The 17,037-nt window shown below is 58.1% G+C and carries 14 protein-coding genes; 2 read left to right on the top strand and 12 right to left on the bottom strand.

Going from position 1 to position 17,037, the window contains the following annotated elements:
- Positions 1-114 precede the first annotated feature (114 nt).
- Positions 115-351, top strand: a complete 237-nt coding sequence (locus tag AC07N4_RS06460; protein WP_085682944.1) for a hypothetical protein — start codon at positions 115-117, stop codon at positions 349-351.
- Between the two features lie 77 nt (positions 352-428).
- On the opposite strand, the gene AC07N4_RS06465 is transcribed toward AC07N4_RS06460, so the two are convergent.
- The 12 genes from AC07N4_RS06465 to sdhC form a co-directional block, all read right to left on the bottom strand.
- Positions 429-830: an MAPEG family protein gene (locus AC07N4_RS06465; RefSeq protein ID WP_493065520.1), complete on the bottom strand. Its 402-nt coding sequence runs from the start codon at positions 828-830 to the stop codon at positions 429-431.
- A complete protein-coding gene (locus AC07N4_RS06470) occupies positions 830-1,567 on the bottom strand; it encodes a DUF599 domain-containing protein (protein WP_096822976.1) in 738 nt (245 codons plus the stop codon). The genes AC07N4_RS06465 and AC07N4_RS06470 overlap by 1 nt, the downstream gene beginning before the upstream one ends.
- Positions 1,568-1,718: 151 nt before the next feature.
- On the bottom strand, positions 1,719-3,032 hold the full coding sequence (gene brnQ, locus AC07N4_RS06475; RefSeq protein ID WP_102620367.1) for a branched-chain amino acid transport system II carrier protein: 1,314 nt from the start codon (positions 3,030-3,032) through the stop codon (positions 1,719-1,721).
- Between the two features lie 330 nt (positions 3,033-3,362).
- Positions 3,363-4,244, bottom strand: a complete 882-nt coding sequence (gene sucD / locus AC07N4_RS06480; RefSeq protein ID WP_493065519.1) for a succinate--CoA ligase subunit alpha — start codon at positions 4,242-4,244, stop codon at positions 3,363-3,365.
- Positions 4,244-5,410, bottom strand: coding sequence for an ADP-forming succinate--CoA ligase subunit beta (gene sucC, locus AC07N4_RS06485; RefSeq protein WP_007919879.1), 1,167 nt, complete (start codon positions 5,408-5,410; stop codon positions 4,244-4,246). Before sucC ends, sucD begins: the two co-directional genes overlap by 1 nt.
- A 199-nt stretch (positions 5,411-5,609) precedes the next feature.
- Positions 5,610-7,046 carry a dihydrolipoyl dehydrogenase gene (gene lpdA, locus AC07N4_RS06490; protein ID WP_085732276.1) on the bottom strand — a complete coding sequence of 479 codons (1,437 nt, stop codon included), beginning with the start codon at positions 7,044-7,046 and terminating at the stop codon, positions 5,610-5,612.
- Between the two features lie 97 nt (positions 7,047-7,143).
- Positions 7,144-8,370, bottom strand: coding sequence for a 2-oxoglutarate dehydrogenase complex dihydrolipoyllysine-residue succinyltransferase (odhB, locus tag AC07N4_RS06495; RefSeq protein ID WP_102620366.1), 1,227 nt, complete (start codon positions 8,368-8,370; stop codon positions 7,144-7,146).
- A 42-nt stretch (positions 8,371-8,412) separates the two neighbouring features.
- Entirely contained in the window at positions 8,413-11,244 is a 2,832-nt protein-coding gene (locus AC07N4_RS06500; protein ID WP_096822973.1) for a 2-oxoglutarate dehydrogenase E1 component, read from the bottom strand.
- Between the two features lie 259 nt (positions 11,245-11,503).
- Positions 11,504-12,208 (bottom strand): succinate dehydrogenase iron-sulfur subunit, encoded by a 705-nt coding sequence (locus AC07N4_RS06505; protein ID WP_007959035.1) that lies wholly within the window; start codon positions 12,206-12,208, stop codon positions 11,504-11,506.
- Positions 12,209-12,219: 11 nt separating this feature from the next.
- A complete protein-coding gene (gene sdhA / locus AC07N4_RS06510; protein ID WP_085608857.1) occupies positions 12,220-13,992 on the bottom strand; it encodes a succinate dehydrogenase flavoprotein subunit in 1,773 nt (590 codons plus the stop codon).
- A gap of 3 nt (positions 13,993-13,995) precedes the next feature.
- On the bottom strand, positions 13,996-14,364 hold the full coding sequence (gene sdhD / locus AC07N4_RS06515) for a succinate dehydrogenase, hydrophobic membrane anchor protein (protein WP_085710546.1): 369 nt from the start codon (positions 14,362-14,364) through the stop codon (positions 13,996-13,998).
- Positions 14,358-14,732 carry a succinate dehydrogenase, cytochrome b556 subunit gene (gene sdhC, locus AC07N4_RS06520; protein WP_055137330.1) on the bottom strand — a complete coding sequence of 125 codons (375 nt, stop codon included), beginning with the start codon at positions 14,730-14,732 and terminating at the stop codon, positions 14,358-14,360. Before sdhC ends, sdhD begins: the two co-directional genes overlap by 7 nt.
- A gap of 364 nt (positions 14,733-15,096) precedes the next feature.
- Here sdhC and gltA point away from each other — a divergent pair, with 364 nt between their 5' ends.
- The gene (gltA, locus tag AC07N4_RS06525) at positions 15,097-16,386 is read left to right on the top strand and encodes a citrate synthase (RefSeq protein WP_007959044.1); all 1,290 of its coding nucleotides are present in this window, start codon (positions 15,097-15,099) and stop codon (positions 16,384-16,386) included.
- The last annotated feature ends 651 nt before the right edge of the window (positions 16,387-17,037 follow it).

Below are 17,037 nucleotides of genomic sequence, written 5' to 3' on the forward strand. Positions count from 1 at the left end.
ACAGCAAAAGTTCCATTGCAAAACAAACTTATATATCTGTGAGAAATGAGGAACTTAACCCTTGGGGCTGCGTTCTTAAGGCCAGTAGTTATTTTCCATAAGGAGAAACACCCCATGCGTAAGACTTTAGCTATTGCCTTGATGTTGACCGCTTCCCTCGGTCTCGCAGCCTGCGATAAAAAATCCGAGGACAAAGCTCAAGATGCCAACCAACATGCTGAACAAGCTCAGCAGAAAATGAATGAAGCTCAGGATAAAGTGAACGACGCGGCGAAAGAAAACGCCGAAGCCGCCAAAGATCAGGCCGAATCGAACGCAGCCGCTGCAGACGAAGCGGCCAAGAAGCAATAAGCCGCTTCTCGATGGCAAAAAAGAAAACCCGCCAAGTGCGGGTTTTCTTTTGCCTGTCATTTTTTGCTAATACCGAATTAGAGCAAGACAGTTCTAAAAGTCGGACTAATCATCAGCAACAATGAGCACACTAAGCCGATCAGCCAGACCAGGCTGCGCAGCTTCGGGATATCGGCCAGGTAAAACCACAAGTAGAGAATCCGTGCGATCACGAAGATGATCGCTAACGTATCGATCAGCCATCCCGCCGTCTGCGTGGTATGCGCCATCAACACACCCACAGCAAACAAGATAAATGCTTCGATGCTGTTCTGATGCGCTGCCAGTGCGCGAGCCCCGTAACCGGTGAGTTGCGCCTGCTGCTGACGCGGCAAGTGGTTGTTGTAACCGCCCTGCTCTTTCATGGCCTTGCCCACCGGCATGCGTGCCACGTAGATCAACAACACACTGATAAACACACACCAGAACGGAATACTCATCAAGCAGCCTCTTTGATCGTGTCGGGCAATGGCGCCTCTGTAGGGGTATAGACCATTACATCGAGCACGTCGGAATGAAACTCGCGGCGATACAACACCAGCACCACGCCTGCGCTCATCAGCATGAACAGCCACGGGCTGACGAACCACGCCAGCATGCTGATGCCGAAGTAATAGGAGCGCAGACCGAAGTTGAACTGGTTGGCCGCCATCGAAATCACCCGCGCCGCCCGCGAAGCGAACGCCTTGCGCTCCTGCTCGGACACGTGCCGCTCGCCGATCATCGGCGCCGAGCCGATCAGGATGGCCGCGAAGTTGTACTGGCGCATGCACCAGCTGAACGTGAAGAAGGCGTAGACGAACACCAGCGCCAGGCACAGCAACTTGATCTCCGACATGCCCTGAGAAGCCTGCTGCACCATCGGAATATCCGCCAGCAACGACACCGCACGCTCCGATGCACCGAGCACGGTGAGAATGCCCGCCAGGATGATCAGGGTGCTGGAAGCGAAGAACGAGGCGTTGCGCTCAAGGTTGCCGATCACGCTGGTGTCGGCGATGCGGTTGTCACGCAGCAGCATGCGGCGCATCCAGTCTTCGCGGTACAGGTGCAACACGCTGGCCAGGCACGCAGTGTCGCGGCCCTTCCAGGTGGCATAACGGGTGTAACCGCCCCAGCAGATGACAAACCAGAGCGCGGCAAGCAGATGGATCTGATTGGCTTGGATGAATGACATGCAATTCCCTGTGATGAAGATTTCGGCAACCCTTCGACGTTAGCTCAGGGAAAAAGACACTGCCTCTCGCCCATAAAAAATGCCCCGTATCGATTGATACGGGGCATTTCTGTTTAATCGCTCGGAAGCCGCTTGTGGCGGCCGGGCAATCTTAAGCCAGGGCTTCGGCGCGCTTGCCCAGCAGGCGGTCGCAAACAACGGCAACTACCAGGGTCATCACGCATGGCACCAGCCACGCCAGGCCCTGCTCACTCAGCGGCAGGTGGGCCAGTTGCGACGGCAGCCAGTCAGCCAGACCGGCGCCTTTCAAGGCGTCGATGGTGCCGAACACGAACGACACCAACATCACCGGGCCCATGATGCGACTCTGTTCATGCCAGAACGCAGCGCAGAAGCTCAGGGCCACCAGCACGATGCACGGCGGGTAGATCGCGGTCAGTACCGGGATCGAGAACGCGATCAGCTTGGTCAGGCCCAGGTTGGACACCAACAGCGAGAATGCAGCCAGGATGATCACCAGTGTCTTGTAGGACAGTGGCAACACGCGGCTGAAGTACTCGGCACAGGCGCAGGTCAGACCGACCGCCGTCACCAGGCAGGCCAGCGAGATCAGCACCGCAAGGAAACCGCTACCCAGCGAACCGAAGGTGTGTTGCACGTAAGCGTGCAGCACCGCCGCGCCATTGGTAGCGCCAGCGGCCACTTCATGGCTGCCGGAACCCAGACGGAACAGGCTGACATACACCAGCGCCAGACCAACGCCGGCAATCAACCCGGCGATGATTGCGTAACGGGTGATCAGCGCAGGCGACTCGACGCCACGGGAGCGGATCGCGTTGACGATGACGATGCCGAACACCAGAGCGCCGAGGGTATCCATGGTCAGGTAACCATTGATGAAGCCCTGGGAGAACGGTGCCGCGACGTATTCCGGAGTGGCCACGCCGATATCACCCGCCGGCAGCGCAAACGCAGCGATGCCGAGTACCGCCAGGGCGATGATCTTCAGTGGCGCGAGGAAGCGCCCTACGGTGTCCAGCAAACGGCCCGGGTAGAGCGAGATGAAGAACACCAGCAGGAAGTACACCGAGCTGTAGAGGAACAGCGCCAGCGGGCTTTCGCCAGTCAACGGCGCCAGGCCTACTTCGAACGACACGGTTGCGGTACGCGGTGTTGCGAACAACGGGCCGACCGCGAGGTAGCACGCTGCTGCCAGCACGCCACCGGCAATCTTGCCGATCGGACTGCTCAGGGAATCCATCGCTCCGCCGACCTTGGCCAGCGCCACGACGGTGATCACCGGCAGACCGACCGCCGTGATCAGGAAGCCCAGCGCCGCCATCCAGACGTTGGGTCCGGACTGCAAACCGACGATAGGCGGGAAGATGATGTTACCGGCCCCGACGAACAGGGCGAATGTCATAAAACCAAGTGCCAGGATGTCCTGACCTTTCAAAACTTTCATTAAGGAAATACCACACTACTGAATCGGAATTTAGAGGGGGATTTCCCTGTGGGGTTAGGGAAATGCTGTCAATCCGTATGGGACTGACCCGTTTAGCGCGTTGCATGCCTTGTGGGCGGCAGACGCAAAAATGGCTGCTAGCCTAACGAATTTGTCTGACAAACGCACTGTTTGAGGGCGAACTATCCGATACGCGACGTGTCTGTGTCGCGTTTTTGCATGTTATTGGGTAGGTGCCTATAAATGGCCACCGTCAACTCAATCATCAGAAACGACAAAGGCCACCCGAAGGTGGCCTTTGTTTGGTAAAGCGTCAGCTAAGCGCGAGGCTTACTTGACAGCCCAACCAGTCAGCTCGGCCAGGGCCTTGCCGATGTCCGCCAGCGAACGCACGGTTTTCACGCCTGCGTCTTGCAGAGCAGCGAATTTCTCGTCTGCAGTGCCTTTGCCGCCGGAGATGATTGCGCCAGCATGGCCCATGCGCTTGCCCGGAGGAGCAGTCACACCAGCGATGTAGGAAACAACCGGCTTGGTCACGTGAGCCTTGATGTAGGCAGCCGCTTCTTCTTCAGCCGAACCGCCGATCTCGCCGATCATCACGATCGCCTCGGTCTTCGGGTCTTCCTGGAACAGCTTCAGGATGTCGATGAAGTTCGAACCCGGGATCGGGTCACCACCGATGCCGACGCAAGTCGACTGACCGAAACCGGCGTCAGTAGTCTGCTTAACAGCTTCGTAGGTCAGGGTGCCGGAACGGGAAACGATACCGACCTTGCCTGGCAAGTGAATGTGACCTGGCATGATGCCGATCTTGCATTCGCCTGGGGTGATCACGCCTGGGCAGTTAGGGCCGATCAGGATGACACCCAGCTCGTCGCACTTAACTTTAGCGTCCAGCATGTCCAGGGTAGGAATGCCTTCGGTGATGCAGACGATCAGCTTGATGCCGCCGAAAGCTGCTTCCAGGATCGAGTCCTTGCAGAAAGGAGCCGGAACGTAGATCACGCTGGCGGTGGCGCCAGTGGCAGCTACGGCGTCTTTCACGGTGTTGAACACTGGCAGGCCCAGGTGCTCGGTGCCGCCTTTGCCTGGAGTTACGCCGCCAACCATCCTGGTGCCGTATTCGATGGCTTGCTGGGTGTGGAAGCTACCTTGCGAACCGGTAATACCCTGGCAGATAACTTTGGTGTCTTTATTGATCAGGACGCTCATTACTTGCCCTCCGCAGCTTTAACGACTTGTTGAGCAGCGTCGGTCAGGCTGGTAGCAGCGATGATGTTCAAACCGCTTTCTGCCAGTACTTTAGCGCCCAGTTCAGCGTTGTTGCCTTCAAGACGAACAACAACCGGGATTTTCACGCCGACTTCTTTCACTGCACCGATGATGCCTTCGGCAATCATGTCGCAACGAACGATGCCGCCGAAGATGTTAACCAGTACTGCAGCGACGTTGGTGTCGGACAGAATGATTTTGAATGCTTCGGTAACGCGTTCTTTGGTAGCACCACCACCTACGTCGAGGAAGTTGGCTGGCTTGCCGCCGTGCAGGTTGACGATGTCCATGGTACCCATGGCCAGGCCGGCACCGTTTACCATGCAGCCGATGTTGCCTTCCAGCGCTACGTAGTTCAGTTCGAACTTGGCAGCGTGCGCTTCGCGCGGATCGTCCTGCGACGGATCGTGGAAAGTCTTCAGCTTAGGCTGACGGTACATTGCGTTGGCGTCGATGTTGATCTTGGCGTCCAGGCAGTGCAGATCGCCGTCAGCCTTGATCACCAGCGGGTTCACTTCCAGCAGAGCCAGGTCGTGATCCTTGAACAGTTTGGCCAGACCTACGAAGATCTTGGCGAACTGAGCAACCTGTTTGCCTTCCAGACCCAGCTGGAATGCCAGCTCGCGACCCTGGAATGGCTGAGCGCCAACCAGTGGATCGATAGTGGCTTTCAGAATTTTTTCTGGAGTGTCGTGAGCGATTTTCTCGATGTCCACGCCACCTTCGGTGGAGGCCATGAACACGATGCGACGGCTCGAACGGTCAACGACAGCGCCCAGGTACAGCTCTTTAGCGATATCAGTGCACGATTCAACCAGGATCTTGGTGACTGGCTGGCCATTGGCGTCAGTCTGGTAAGTCACCAGACGCTTGCCCAGCCACTGCTGTGCGAAGGCTTTGGCGTCTTCTTTGCTGCGAACCAGCTTTACGCCGCCCGCTTTACCGCGACCACCGGCGTGGACCTGGGCTTTGACAACCCACTCGCTGCCGCCGATTTTGTCGCAAGCTTCTGCTGCTGCTTCCGGGGTGTCTACTGCATAACCAGTGGAAACTGGCAGGCCGTATTCAGCGAACAGCTGCTTACCCTGATACTCGTGAAGATTCATGCTTTTTACCGTCTTCGTTAGGTACTGCGCATTCGGCGCTGCGCTCTTGATGAGTGCCGCGCCACCTGTGACTGCTGCTTGCGTAGCCTTTCCGGATACCCGGTGCAGCTACGCAAGGCTGCGTCCAGCGGACATTCCGCGGTGAGTCTTGCACGCAAGGCTCACGACGGGCCGTACCGCCGTGGTTTCTTATTGTGTCTTAACGCTTCTTGCGGTTGGCAATGTGGATGGCGCCGCCATTCACAGCCAGAGCAGCTTCGTGCAAGGCTTCAGACAGGGTCGGATGGGAGAAAACCATCATGCCCAGGTCTTCAGCGCTGGTGCCGAATTCCATACCGATCGCGCCCTGCTGAACCAGTTCTGCAGCGCTCGGGCCAATCACGTGCACGCCCAATACGCGGTCAGTCTTGGCATCGGCGATGACCTTGACGAAACCACCGGTATCGTTGGCGGCCATGGCACGGCCGGATGCTGCGAACGGGAAGGTGCCGACGTTAACTTCAACGCCTTCAGCTTTCAAGGCCTGCTCGGTTTTACCCACCCATGCGATTTCCGGGTGAGTATAAATAACCGAAGGGATCAGGTCATAGTTCATCTGAGCCTTGTGGCCCTTGATGCGCTCGACAACCATGATGCCCTCTTCCGAGGCTTTGTGAGCCAGCATCATGCCGCGAACCACGTCACCGATGGCGAATACGCCCGGTACGGTGGTAGCGCAGTGATCGTCAACGTGCACGAAACCGCGCTCGTCCAGGGTCACGCCGCTGTCGGCAGCCAGCAGATCAGTGGTCACCGGACGGCGACCAACGGCTACGATCAGCTTGTCGAAAGTGATGGTCTGTTCGCCGTTGGCATCGGTGTAGTTCACAACGACTTCGTCGCCGTTCACTTTCGAGCCGGTCACGCGAGCGCCCAGTTTGATGTCCAGACCTTGTTTGGTCAGGGTTTTCAGCGCTTCCTTGGAAACAGCGGTGTCCGCTGCCATCAGGAAGGTGTCCAGGGCTTCCAGGACAGTCACTTCTGCACCCAGACGCGACCAGACCGAACCCAGTTCCAGACCGATCACGCCAGCGCCGATCACGCCCAGACGCTTGGGTACGGATTGGAATTCCAGAGCGCCAGTCGAATCAACGATGACTTTCTGATCGACCGGAGCCGGTGGAATGTCGATCGGACGCGAACCTGGAGCCAGGATGACGTTTTCGGCTTCGATGACTTCAACCGAGCCGTCTGGCTTGGTGACTTCGACTTTCTTGCCAGCCAGCAGTTTGCCGTGGCCCTGGATCGAAGTAACTCCGTTGGCCTTGAACAGGGTGGCAACACCGCCGGTCAGGTTCTTGACGATGCCGGCCTTGCGGCCAACCATCGCAGCGACGTCCATTTTGACTTCGCCGGTCGAGATACCGTGGACGTTGAAGCTTTCTTTCGCTTCCTTGTATTTCCAGGAGCTGTCCAGCAGCGCCTTGGAAGGAATGCAGCCTACGTTCAGGCAGGTGCCGCCCAGGGCTTGCTTGCCTTCAGCATCGGTGTACTTCTCGATGCAGGCAGTGCTCAGACCGAGTTGCGCGGCCTTGATGGCAGCCACGTAGCCGCCAGGGCCCGCACCGATCACTACTACGTCAAATTTCTGCGACATTCAAAAAATCCTCTTTAGCGAAAAGCTTCAAGCCGCGCGCTGCAAGCCAGGCTGCGTTCTCTTGCAGCTTGAAGCTTGCAGCGCGTGACTGCTTCTATCAGATATCCAGCAACAGACGAGCCGGATCTTCCAGCAGGTTCTTGATGGTCACCAGGAAAGTCACAGCTTCTTTGCCATCGATCAGACGGTGATCGTAGGACAGTGCCAGGTACATCATCGGACGAATAACGACCTGACCGTTGATGGCCATCGGACGCTGGATGATGTTGTGCATGCCCAGAATCGCTGCCTGCGGCGGGTTGACGATCGGAGTCGACATCATCGAACCGAAGGTACCACCGTTGGTGATGGTGAAGGTACCGCCGGTCATCTCGTCCATCGACAGTTTGCCGTCACGGGCTTTCTTGCCGAAAGTGGCGATGCCGCCTTCGATTTCAGCCAGGCTCATCAGTTCGGCGTTACGCAGAACCGGAACCACCAGACCGCGGTCGCTGGAAACAGCAACACCAACGTCGGCGTAGCCGTGGTAAACGATGTCGCCGCCGTCGATCGAAGCGTTGACAGCCGGGAAGCGTTTCAGCGCTTCGGTGGCAGCCTTCACGAAGAACGACATGAAGCCCAGGCGTACGCCGTTGTGGGACTTCTCGAACAGGTCCTTGTACTTCGAACGCAGCGCCATGACTTCGGTCATGTCGACTTCGTTGAAAGTGGTCAGCATCGCCATGTTCGACTGAGCTTCTACCAGACGCTTGGCCACGGTAGCGCGAACGCGGGTCATCGGAACGCGCTTCTCGACGCGGTCGCCAGCAGCGAACACAGGAGCGGCAGCGGCCGGAGCAGCAGCCTTCGGCGCAGCAGCCGGAGCGGCTTTCTTGGCTTCAACAGCGGCAACCACGTCTTCCTTGGTCACACGGCCGTCTTTGCCAGTGCCTTTTACGGAAGCCAGGTTGATGCCGTTTTCTTCGGCCAGCTTGCGAGCGGCAGGAGCAGCGATAGCGTCTTCGTCAGCGCCGGCAGCCGGAGCAGCGGCAGCGGCAGCGGCAGCGGCCGGTGCAGCAGCGGCAGCCGGAGCGGCAGCAGCAGCGCCGCCTTCAACGATGGAGCCCAGGACTTCGTCGGACAGGACGGTGTCGCCCTCGCCCTTGACGATTGCGCCCAGCACGCCGTCGGCGGTAGCCAGCACTTCCAGGACAACCTTGTCGGTTTCGATGTCGACGATCAGTTCGTCACGCTTGACGGCGTCGCCCGGTTGCTTGTGCCAGGTGGCAACGGTGCCATCGGCAACCGATTCCGGGAAAGTGGGGGCTTTGATCTCGATAGCCATTGTCTGTGGTTCCTTAAATTCGGTTTCAGGTGCGCGAAGGCGTTAAACGGTAAACGCGTCTTGCAGCAGTTTTTCCTGCTGCTCGGCGTGCATCGATGCGTAACCACATGCTGGTGCAGCAGAAGCCTCACGGCCCGCGTACTCAAGTACGAGAGATTTGTTGAGGTTGCTGATGCTGCGACGCAGGTGGTGCTGGCTGCAGTACCAGGCGCCCTGGTTCATCGGCTCTTCCTGGCACCAGACAGCCGCTTTGGCGTTGGTGTAAGGAGCCAGGACTTCTTTCAAGTCGTCCTCAGGGAATGGGTACAGCTGCTCGATACGCACGATGGCGATATCTTCGCGGCCTTCGGCACGGCGTTTTTCCAGCAGGTCGTAGTAGACCTTGCCGCTGCACAGAACAACGCGCTCGACCTTTTTCGGGTCCAGTGCATCGACTTCCGGGATAACGGTCTGGAACGAACCTTCGGCCAGATCTTCCAGCGTCGAGATTGCCAGTTTGTGACGCAGCAGCGACTTCGGAGTCAGCACTACCAGAGGCTTGCGCAGCGGGCGGATCACCTGACGGCGCAGCAAGTGGTAGATCTGGGCCGGCGTGGTCGGCATGCACACCTGAATGTTGTGCTCGGCGCACAGCTGCAGGTAACGCTCAAGACGTGCCGAGGAGTGCTCAGGGCCCTGACCTTCGTAGCCGTGCGGCAGCAGCATGGTCAGACCGCAGAGACGGCCCCACTTGTGCTCACCACTGGTGATGAACTGGTCGATAACAACCTGCGCACCGTTGGCGAAGTCGCCGAACTGGGCTTCCCAGATCACCAGCGCGTTTGGCGTGGTGGTCGAGTAACCGTATTCGAACGCCAGTACGGCTTCTTCCGACAGGAACGAATCGTACAGGTCGAAGCGCGGCTGACCGTCGTACAGGTTCTGCAACGGAATGTAGGTGCCGGCATCTTTCTGGTTGTGCAGAACAGCGTGACGGTGCGAGAACGTACCGCGGCCGATGTCCTGACCGGTCATGCGAATCGGGTGACCTTCGAACGCCAGGGTCGCGTACGCCATGGTTTCGGCGTAACCCCAGTTGATCGGCAGGCCGCCGGCTTGCATCTTCTGACGGTCTTCGTAGATCTTCGCAACCTGGCGCTGAACCACGAAGCCTTCCGGAATTTCCAGCAGCTTGGCGGACAGTTCCTGCAGGGTCTTCAGATCGAAGCGAGTGTCGTGACGCGCAGTCCAGGCGTGGCCCAGATACGGACGCCAGTCCACGAACAGCTCTTTGTTCGGCTCTTTGACCAGCGATTTCACTACGTGCAGACCGTTGTCCAGCGCGTTGCGGTATTCGTCGACTTTCGCCTGAACACGCTCAACGTCGAGCACACCGCCCTGGGTCAGACGATCAGCGTACAGCTCACGGGTGGTGCGCTGCTTGGTGATCTGCTGATACATCAGAGGCTGGGTGCCGCTTGGTTCGTCGGCCTCGTTGTGGCCGCGACGACGGTAGCAGACCAGGTCGATCACCACGTCACGCTTGAACTGCATGCGGTAGTCGATGGCCAGCTGGGTCACGAACAATACGGCTTCCGGATCATCTCCATTCACATGGAGGATCGGCGCCTGGATCATTTTCGCAACGTCGGTCGCGTACTCGGTGGAGCGCGAGTCCAGCGGGTTGCTGATGGTGAAACCAACCTGGTTGTTGATCACGATGTGCACGGTACCGCCGGTCTTGAAACCGCGGGTCTGCGACATCTGGAAGGTTTCCATCACCACGCCTTGACCGGCGAATGCAGCGTCACCGTGGATGGAGATCGGCAGAACCTTCTCGCCGGTAGGGTCGTTACGACGATCCTGACGGGCGCGAACCGAACCTTCAACCACCGGGGAAACGATTTCCAGGTGGGACGGGTTGAACGCCATGGCCAGGTGAACTTCACCGCCGGCGGTCATCACGTTGGACGAGAAGCCCTGGTGGTATTTAACGTCACCGGAACCCAGCTCGACCTTCTTCTTGCCTTCGAACTCGTCGAACAGCTCGCGCGGGTTCTTGCCGAAGGTGTTGACCAGCACGTTCAGACGGCCACGGTGGGCCATGCCGATGACGACTTCCTTGGTGCCGTAGGAACCGGAACGCTGGATCAGTTCGTCGAGCATCGGAATCAGGCTTTCGCCGCCTTCCAGACCGAAACGCTTGGTGCCCGGGTATTTGGTACCCAGGTATTTTTCCAGACCTTCACCGGCGGTGACGCGCTCGAGCAGGTGGCTCTGAATGTCGGCGGAGTAGGTCGGACGGCCACGTACGCTTTCCAGACGCTGCTGGAACCACTGGCGCTGCACGGAATCGGTGATATGCGTAAATTCAGCGCCGATGGTGCGGCAATATGTCTGCTGCAACGCTTCGTGAATTTCGCGTAGGCTCGCTTCCTCTTTGCCGATGAACAGGTCGCCGGCACGGAAGGTCGTATCAAGATCGGCATTGGTCAAGCCGTAATGATTGATCGACAGGTCTGCAGGTGCAGGACGCTGCCACAGTCCCAGCGGGTCAAGCTGGGCTGCCTGGTGGCCACGCATACGGTAGGCCTGGATCAATCGCAGCACTTCAACTTGCTTCTTCTCGTGCTCACTGCTCACGCTGCCGGCGGAAACCGGTTGGGCGCGGCGCTGGTTCTTTGCCAGCAGCACGAAATGATCGCGAATTGTGGAGTGCGAAACATCGGTGGCAGAGCCGCCGTCGGCGGGCAGCTTCTGAAAGTAGGTGCGCCACTCTTCTGGCACAGCGTTAGGGTCGTGCAGGTAGAGCTCATAAAGCTCTTCCACATAGGCAGCGTTTCCACCTGAAAGGTAGGCGCTGTTCCACATGCGCTGCATCACGCTTTCTTGCATGCTTGGTCACCCTCGGTTAGGGGAACACCATCGGTGTCGACACCGAGCAAACTTGCAGAAGTCCGAATGCAGCGACCAAAACAAGCCACTTAGGATCACACTGATAGTCCGGGTACCAGCCCGGATGCCCCTGCTTGTCTCATTTCTTCAAAATAAGAGCCGCAGCTTATGGCTGTTGCTCTGGTTATAGCTCTGGCGCGGGTTGAAGCCCGCGCCACAGCCTCTACGGTGAAGCAGTACTACTTTTACAGCTTCTGAATCACACGCCGCTCGAAAGCAGCATGTTACGGATGTGACCGATGGCCTTAGTCGGGTTCAGGCCTTTCGGACATACGTTGACGCAGTTCATGATGCCCCGGCAGCGGAAGACGCTGAACGGGTCATCGAGGGACGCCAGACGCTCGGACGTCTTGGTGTCACGGCTGTCTGCCAGGAAGCGGTACGCTTGCAGCAGGGCAGCTGGACCCAGGAACTTGTCCGGGTTCCACCAGAAGGACGGGCAAGAGGTCGAGCAGCAGGCGCACAGGATGCACTCGTACAGACCGTCGAGCTTTTCACGCTCTTCAGGGGACTGCAGACGCTCGATGGCCGGAGCCGGCGTGTCGTTCTGCAGGAATGGCTTAACCTTCTCGTATTGCTTGTAGAAGATGCTCATATCGACAACCAGGTCACGGATAACCGGCAAACCTGGCAGAGGACGAACGATCAACTTGTTACCTTTGACGACAGCGGACAGCGGCGTGATGCACGCCAGGCCGTTCTTGCCGTTGATGTTCATGCCGTCGGAGCCGCAGACACCTTCACGGCAAGAGCGACGATAGGAGAAACCCTCGTCCTGCTCTTTGATCAGGGCCAGCACGTCCAGCACCATCAGGTCTTTACCACCGGTATCGACCTGGAATTCCTGCATGAACGGCGCAGCGTCCTGATCAGGGTTGTAACGATAAACACTGACTTGCAACATGGCGGTCACCCTTAATAAGTCCGGACTTTTGGTTCGAAAGTCGGAACAGTCTTCGGCGAGAAGTTCACGGCACGCTTGGTGACGCGCTTGTCACCCGGGAAGTACAGGGTGTGGCACAGCCAGTTTTCGTCGTCACGATCTTCGAAGTCTTCACGGGCGTGAGCGCCGCGGGACTCTTTACGTACTTCGGCAGCGATGGCGGTAGCTTCAGCCACTTCCAGCAGGTTTTGCAGTTCCAGCGCCTCGATACGTGCAGTGTTGAACGCCTGCGACTTATCGTTGATCTTCACATTCGCGATGCGCTTGCGCAGATCAGCCAGCTGGGCAATACCTTTCTGCATGTATTCGCCGGTACGGAATACACCGAAGTAGTTCTGCATGCAGCTTTGCAGCTCGCGACGCAGGGTAGCGACGTCTTCGCCGTCGGTACGGTTGTTCAGTGCGTTCAGGCGCGACAGTGCAGCTTCGATGTCGGCTTCGGTGGCGTCATCGTATTCGATGCCGTCAGTCAGCGCTTTTTCGAGGTGCAGGCCGGCAGCGCGACCGAAGACCACCAGGTCGAGCAGCGAGTTGCCGCCCAGACGGTTGGCGCCGTGAACCGATACGCAAGCCACTTCACCGACCGCGAACAGACCAGGAATGATCTGATCCACGCCTTCGGCGTCCTGGGTGATCGCCTGGCCATGAATGTTGGTGGCAACGCCGCCCATCATATAGTGGCAAGTCGGAACAACCGGAACCGGAGCAACCACCGGGTCAACGTGAGCGAAAGTCTTCGACAGTTCGCAGATGCCTGGCAGACGGCTGTGCAGCACTTCCTCGCCCAGGTGGTCGAGTTTGAGCATTACGTGGTCGCCATTCGGACCGCAACCGTTGCCGGCGATGATTTCTTTAACCATCGAACGGGCAACCACGTCACGACCAGCCAGGTCTTTGGCGTTCGGAGCGTAACGCTCCATGAAACGCTCGCCGTGCTTGTTGATCAGGTAACCACCTTCACCACGGCAGCCTTCTGTAACCAGTACACCGGCGCCGGCGATGCCGGTCGGGTGGAACTGCCACATTTCGATGTCTTGTACCGGCACGCCAGCACGCAGAGCCATGCCGACGCCGTCACCGGTGTTGATCAGGGCGTTGGTGGTGGATGCATAGATACGACCTGCACCGCCGGTCGCCAGTACGGTGGCTTTCGCGCGGATGTAGGTGGTTTCGCCGGTTTCGATGCAGATTGCGATCACACCGACGAATTCGCCTTCCTGGTTTTTCACCAGGTCGACAGCGTAGTACTCGTTCAGGAACGTGGTACCGGCTTTCAGGTTGCCCTGATAAAGGGTGTGCAGCAGCGCGTGACCGGTACGGTCGGATGCGGCGCAAGTACGGGCAGCCTGCCCGCCTTTACCGTAATCCTTCGACTGACCGCCGAACGGACGCTGGTAGATACGGCCTTGCTCGGTACGCGAGAACGGCAGACCCATGTGGTCCAGCTCGAAAACGGCAGCCGGGCCTTCCTGACACATGTATTCGATAGCGTCCTGGTCACCGATGTAGTCGGAACCCTTGACGGTATCGTACATGTGCCAGCGCCAGTCATCGTTCGGGTCAGCGGACGCGATGGCGCAGGTGATGCCGCCCTGGGCGGATACAGTGTGCGAACGGGTCGGGAAGACCTTGGTGATCACGGCAGTCTTGTGACCACCCTGTGCCAGCTGCAACGCAGCGCGCATGCCGGCACCGCCACCACCAATAATGATGGCGTCGAAAGAAATCGTTGGAATGTTAGCCATGACTCAGATACCCCAGAGAATCTGCACACCCCAGACGAAGTAAGCGAACATCGCAACGCCGCATACTGCCTGGAAAAGGAAACGTACTGCAGTCGCGGACTTGCCCAGCGCCATCGGCGTCAGGTAGTCGGTCGCGATGGTCCACATGCCGACCCAGGCGTGAGCGCCCAGGGCAACCAGTGCCAGCAGACTGAAGATACGCATTCCGTTGTGGGCGAACAGGCCATGCCATTGTTCATAGCCAATGCCCGGGTGAGCGGCGAGGTAGCCGATCAGGAAGATGAAATAAGCCGCGAGAACAACCGCAGACACACGTTGTGCCATCCAGTCATAGAGGCCCGAACGCGAAAGGTTCGTAACGCTGGTTACCATATCCAAACTCCTGCCAGAACGATCAGCACCACGGAAACGGCGATGATAATTTTCGAGCCCAGGCGGCCGCCTTCCAGCGTCTCACCGATGCCCATGTCCATGATCAAGTGGCGCACACCGGCAACCAGGTGATACAGCAGAGCGGACAGGAGGCCCCATGCTACGAACTTGGCCAGCGGGCTGGTCAAGCATGCCTTCACCTCGACATAACCTTCCTCGGAACCCAGGGATTTGCCCAATGCATAAAGCATGATGCCAAGGCCCAGGAAGAGGATGATGCCGGAAACACGGTGAAGAAACGACGTAACGCCGGTGATGGGGAGTTTGATGGTCCTTAGGTCTAGGTTTACAGGTCGTTGGCTTTTCACGGCTTTTTTTTCACACTGAAGAGCCCCTAACAATCAGGGCAAAGTTGTTGGGGAGTGCACTGGTCAGGTAACCACCACCCAGGGATGCGACCCCCAATGAAAGCAAGCCCAAAAGCCCTTGGCGGTCGGTCGCCGAGTATAGACAGTTAGGCTACTAATGACAACGCAATCGCCTACCCCCAATAGCTGATTGCACAAGTTGTATAAAAGGCGTAAATGGCAGTCAATTTCGAGGAAAAAGTGCGGTTAAAGCCTTCTGGAGCAAGACTTTAGGCAAATTGACATTCGAATTTATCTCACTATAGTGGTGCGGGCCCTGCGTGGGGGGTCTGTCTGATGATTTCAAGCATAAATAGGAGGCCACATGGCTGACAAAAAAGCGCAGTTGATCATCGAGGGCGCAGCCCCCGTCGAGCTGCCCATTTTAACCGGCACCGTTGGTCCCGATGTAATCGATGTTCGGGGCCTGACGGCCACGGGCCGCTTCACTTTCGACCCCGGTTTCATGTCGACCGCTTCCTGCGAATCGAAGATCACCTATATCGATGGTGACAACGGCATCCTGCTGCACCGCGGCTACCCGATCGAACAACTGGCTGAAAAGTCGGACTACCTGGAAACCTGCTACCTGCTGCTGAACGGCGAACTGCCGACTGCAGAGCAAAAGGCCCAGTTCGTCGGCACCGTGAAGAACCACACCATGGTTCACGAGCAGCTGAAAACCTTCTTCAACGGCTTCCGCCGTGACGCCCACCCGATGGCCGTCATGTGTGGTGTAGTCGGCGCCCTCTCGGCCTTCTACCACGACTCCCTCGACATCAATAACCCGCAGCATCGCGAAATCTCCGCGATCCGCCTGGTTGCCAAGATGCCGACCCTGGCCGCGATGGTTTACAAGTACTCCATGGGCCAACCCATGATGTACCCGCGCAACGACCTGTCGTACGCGGAAAACTTCCTGCACATGATGTTCAACACCCCGTGCGAGATCAAACCGATCAGCCCGGTACTCGCCAAGGCCATGGACCGGATCTTCATCCTCCACGCCGACCACGAGCAGAACGCTTCGACCTCCACCGTGCGTCTGGCCGGTTCCTCGGGCGCCAACCCGTTCGCCTGTATCGCCGCCGGTATCGCCGCACTGTGGGGCCCTGCCCACGGCGGTGCGAACGAAGCCGTGCTGACCATGCTCGATGAAATCGGCGATGTCTCGAACATCGACAAGTTCATCGCCAAGGCCAAGGACAAGAACGATCCGTTCAAGCTGATGGGCTTCGGTCACCGCGTCTACAAGAACCGCGACCCACGTGCGACCGTGATGAAGCAGACCTGCGACGAAGTGTTGAAGGAACTGGGCATCCAGAACGATCCGCAACTCGAACTGGCGATGCGCCTGGAAGAGATCGCCCTGACCGACCCGTACTTCATCGAACGCTCGCTGTACCCGAACGTCGACTTCTACTCGGGGATCATCCTCAAGGCGATCGGCATTCCGACCAGCATGTTCACCGTGATCTTCGCCCTGGCACGTACTGTCGGCTGGATCTCGCACTGGAAGGAAATGCTCTCCAGCCCGTACAAGATTGGCCGTCCGCGTCAGCTGTACACCGGCTACGAGTCGCGTGACATTACCAAGCTGGAAGATCGCAAATAAGACCTGTCTTGCGATAACGTCTTAAGTTGTAACGGGAACGGCCTCCATGTGAATGGGGGCCGTTTTTCGTTTTTGGATTGGGGGCATATCCGTTGCTGCGGTGACGACTTCTTAGGGTTCCGCCCTTACGGCGGGTCACTTTTTTCAAACGCCAAAAAAGTAACCAAAAAGGCTTTACCCTGACGTTCGGCCCTCGCTGTGGCTCGGGTTCCTTCGCTCCGGGATCGATCCGGGGACATCGCCTCCGGTTTGCTTCGCTGCACCTCCTCTCGATGTGTTTGGCTTCGCCAAACGGTCGCTGCGCTCCCACCCCGAATCAATCCCTCCACTCAGCCTGCCGACGGGCCTTGCGATCAAAAGCAGTACTTGAGCTAACGCTCATCGTGGTGAGGGGCTTTTGATCTGGCTTTTGCTCTGGCTCTGGCTTTTGATTTTTTGCCCCTTCGGCAGGCCGAGCGGAGGTGTTCATCAGGGGGTAGGCGCGCAGCGCCGTGCGGCGAAGCCGCATACATCGAGAGGAGGTGCAGCGAAGCAAACCGTAGGCGATGCCCCCTGATGGACACCGTAGCGAGGGAACACTGAGCCTAAGCGAAGTGCCGTACGCCGGGGCTTAGACTTTTTGGTTACTTTTGAGGCGTTTGTCAAAAGTGA

The sequence above is a fragment of the Pseudomonas sp. GW821-FHT09E04 genome (genome assembly GCF_059416185.1).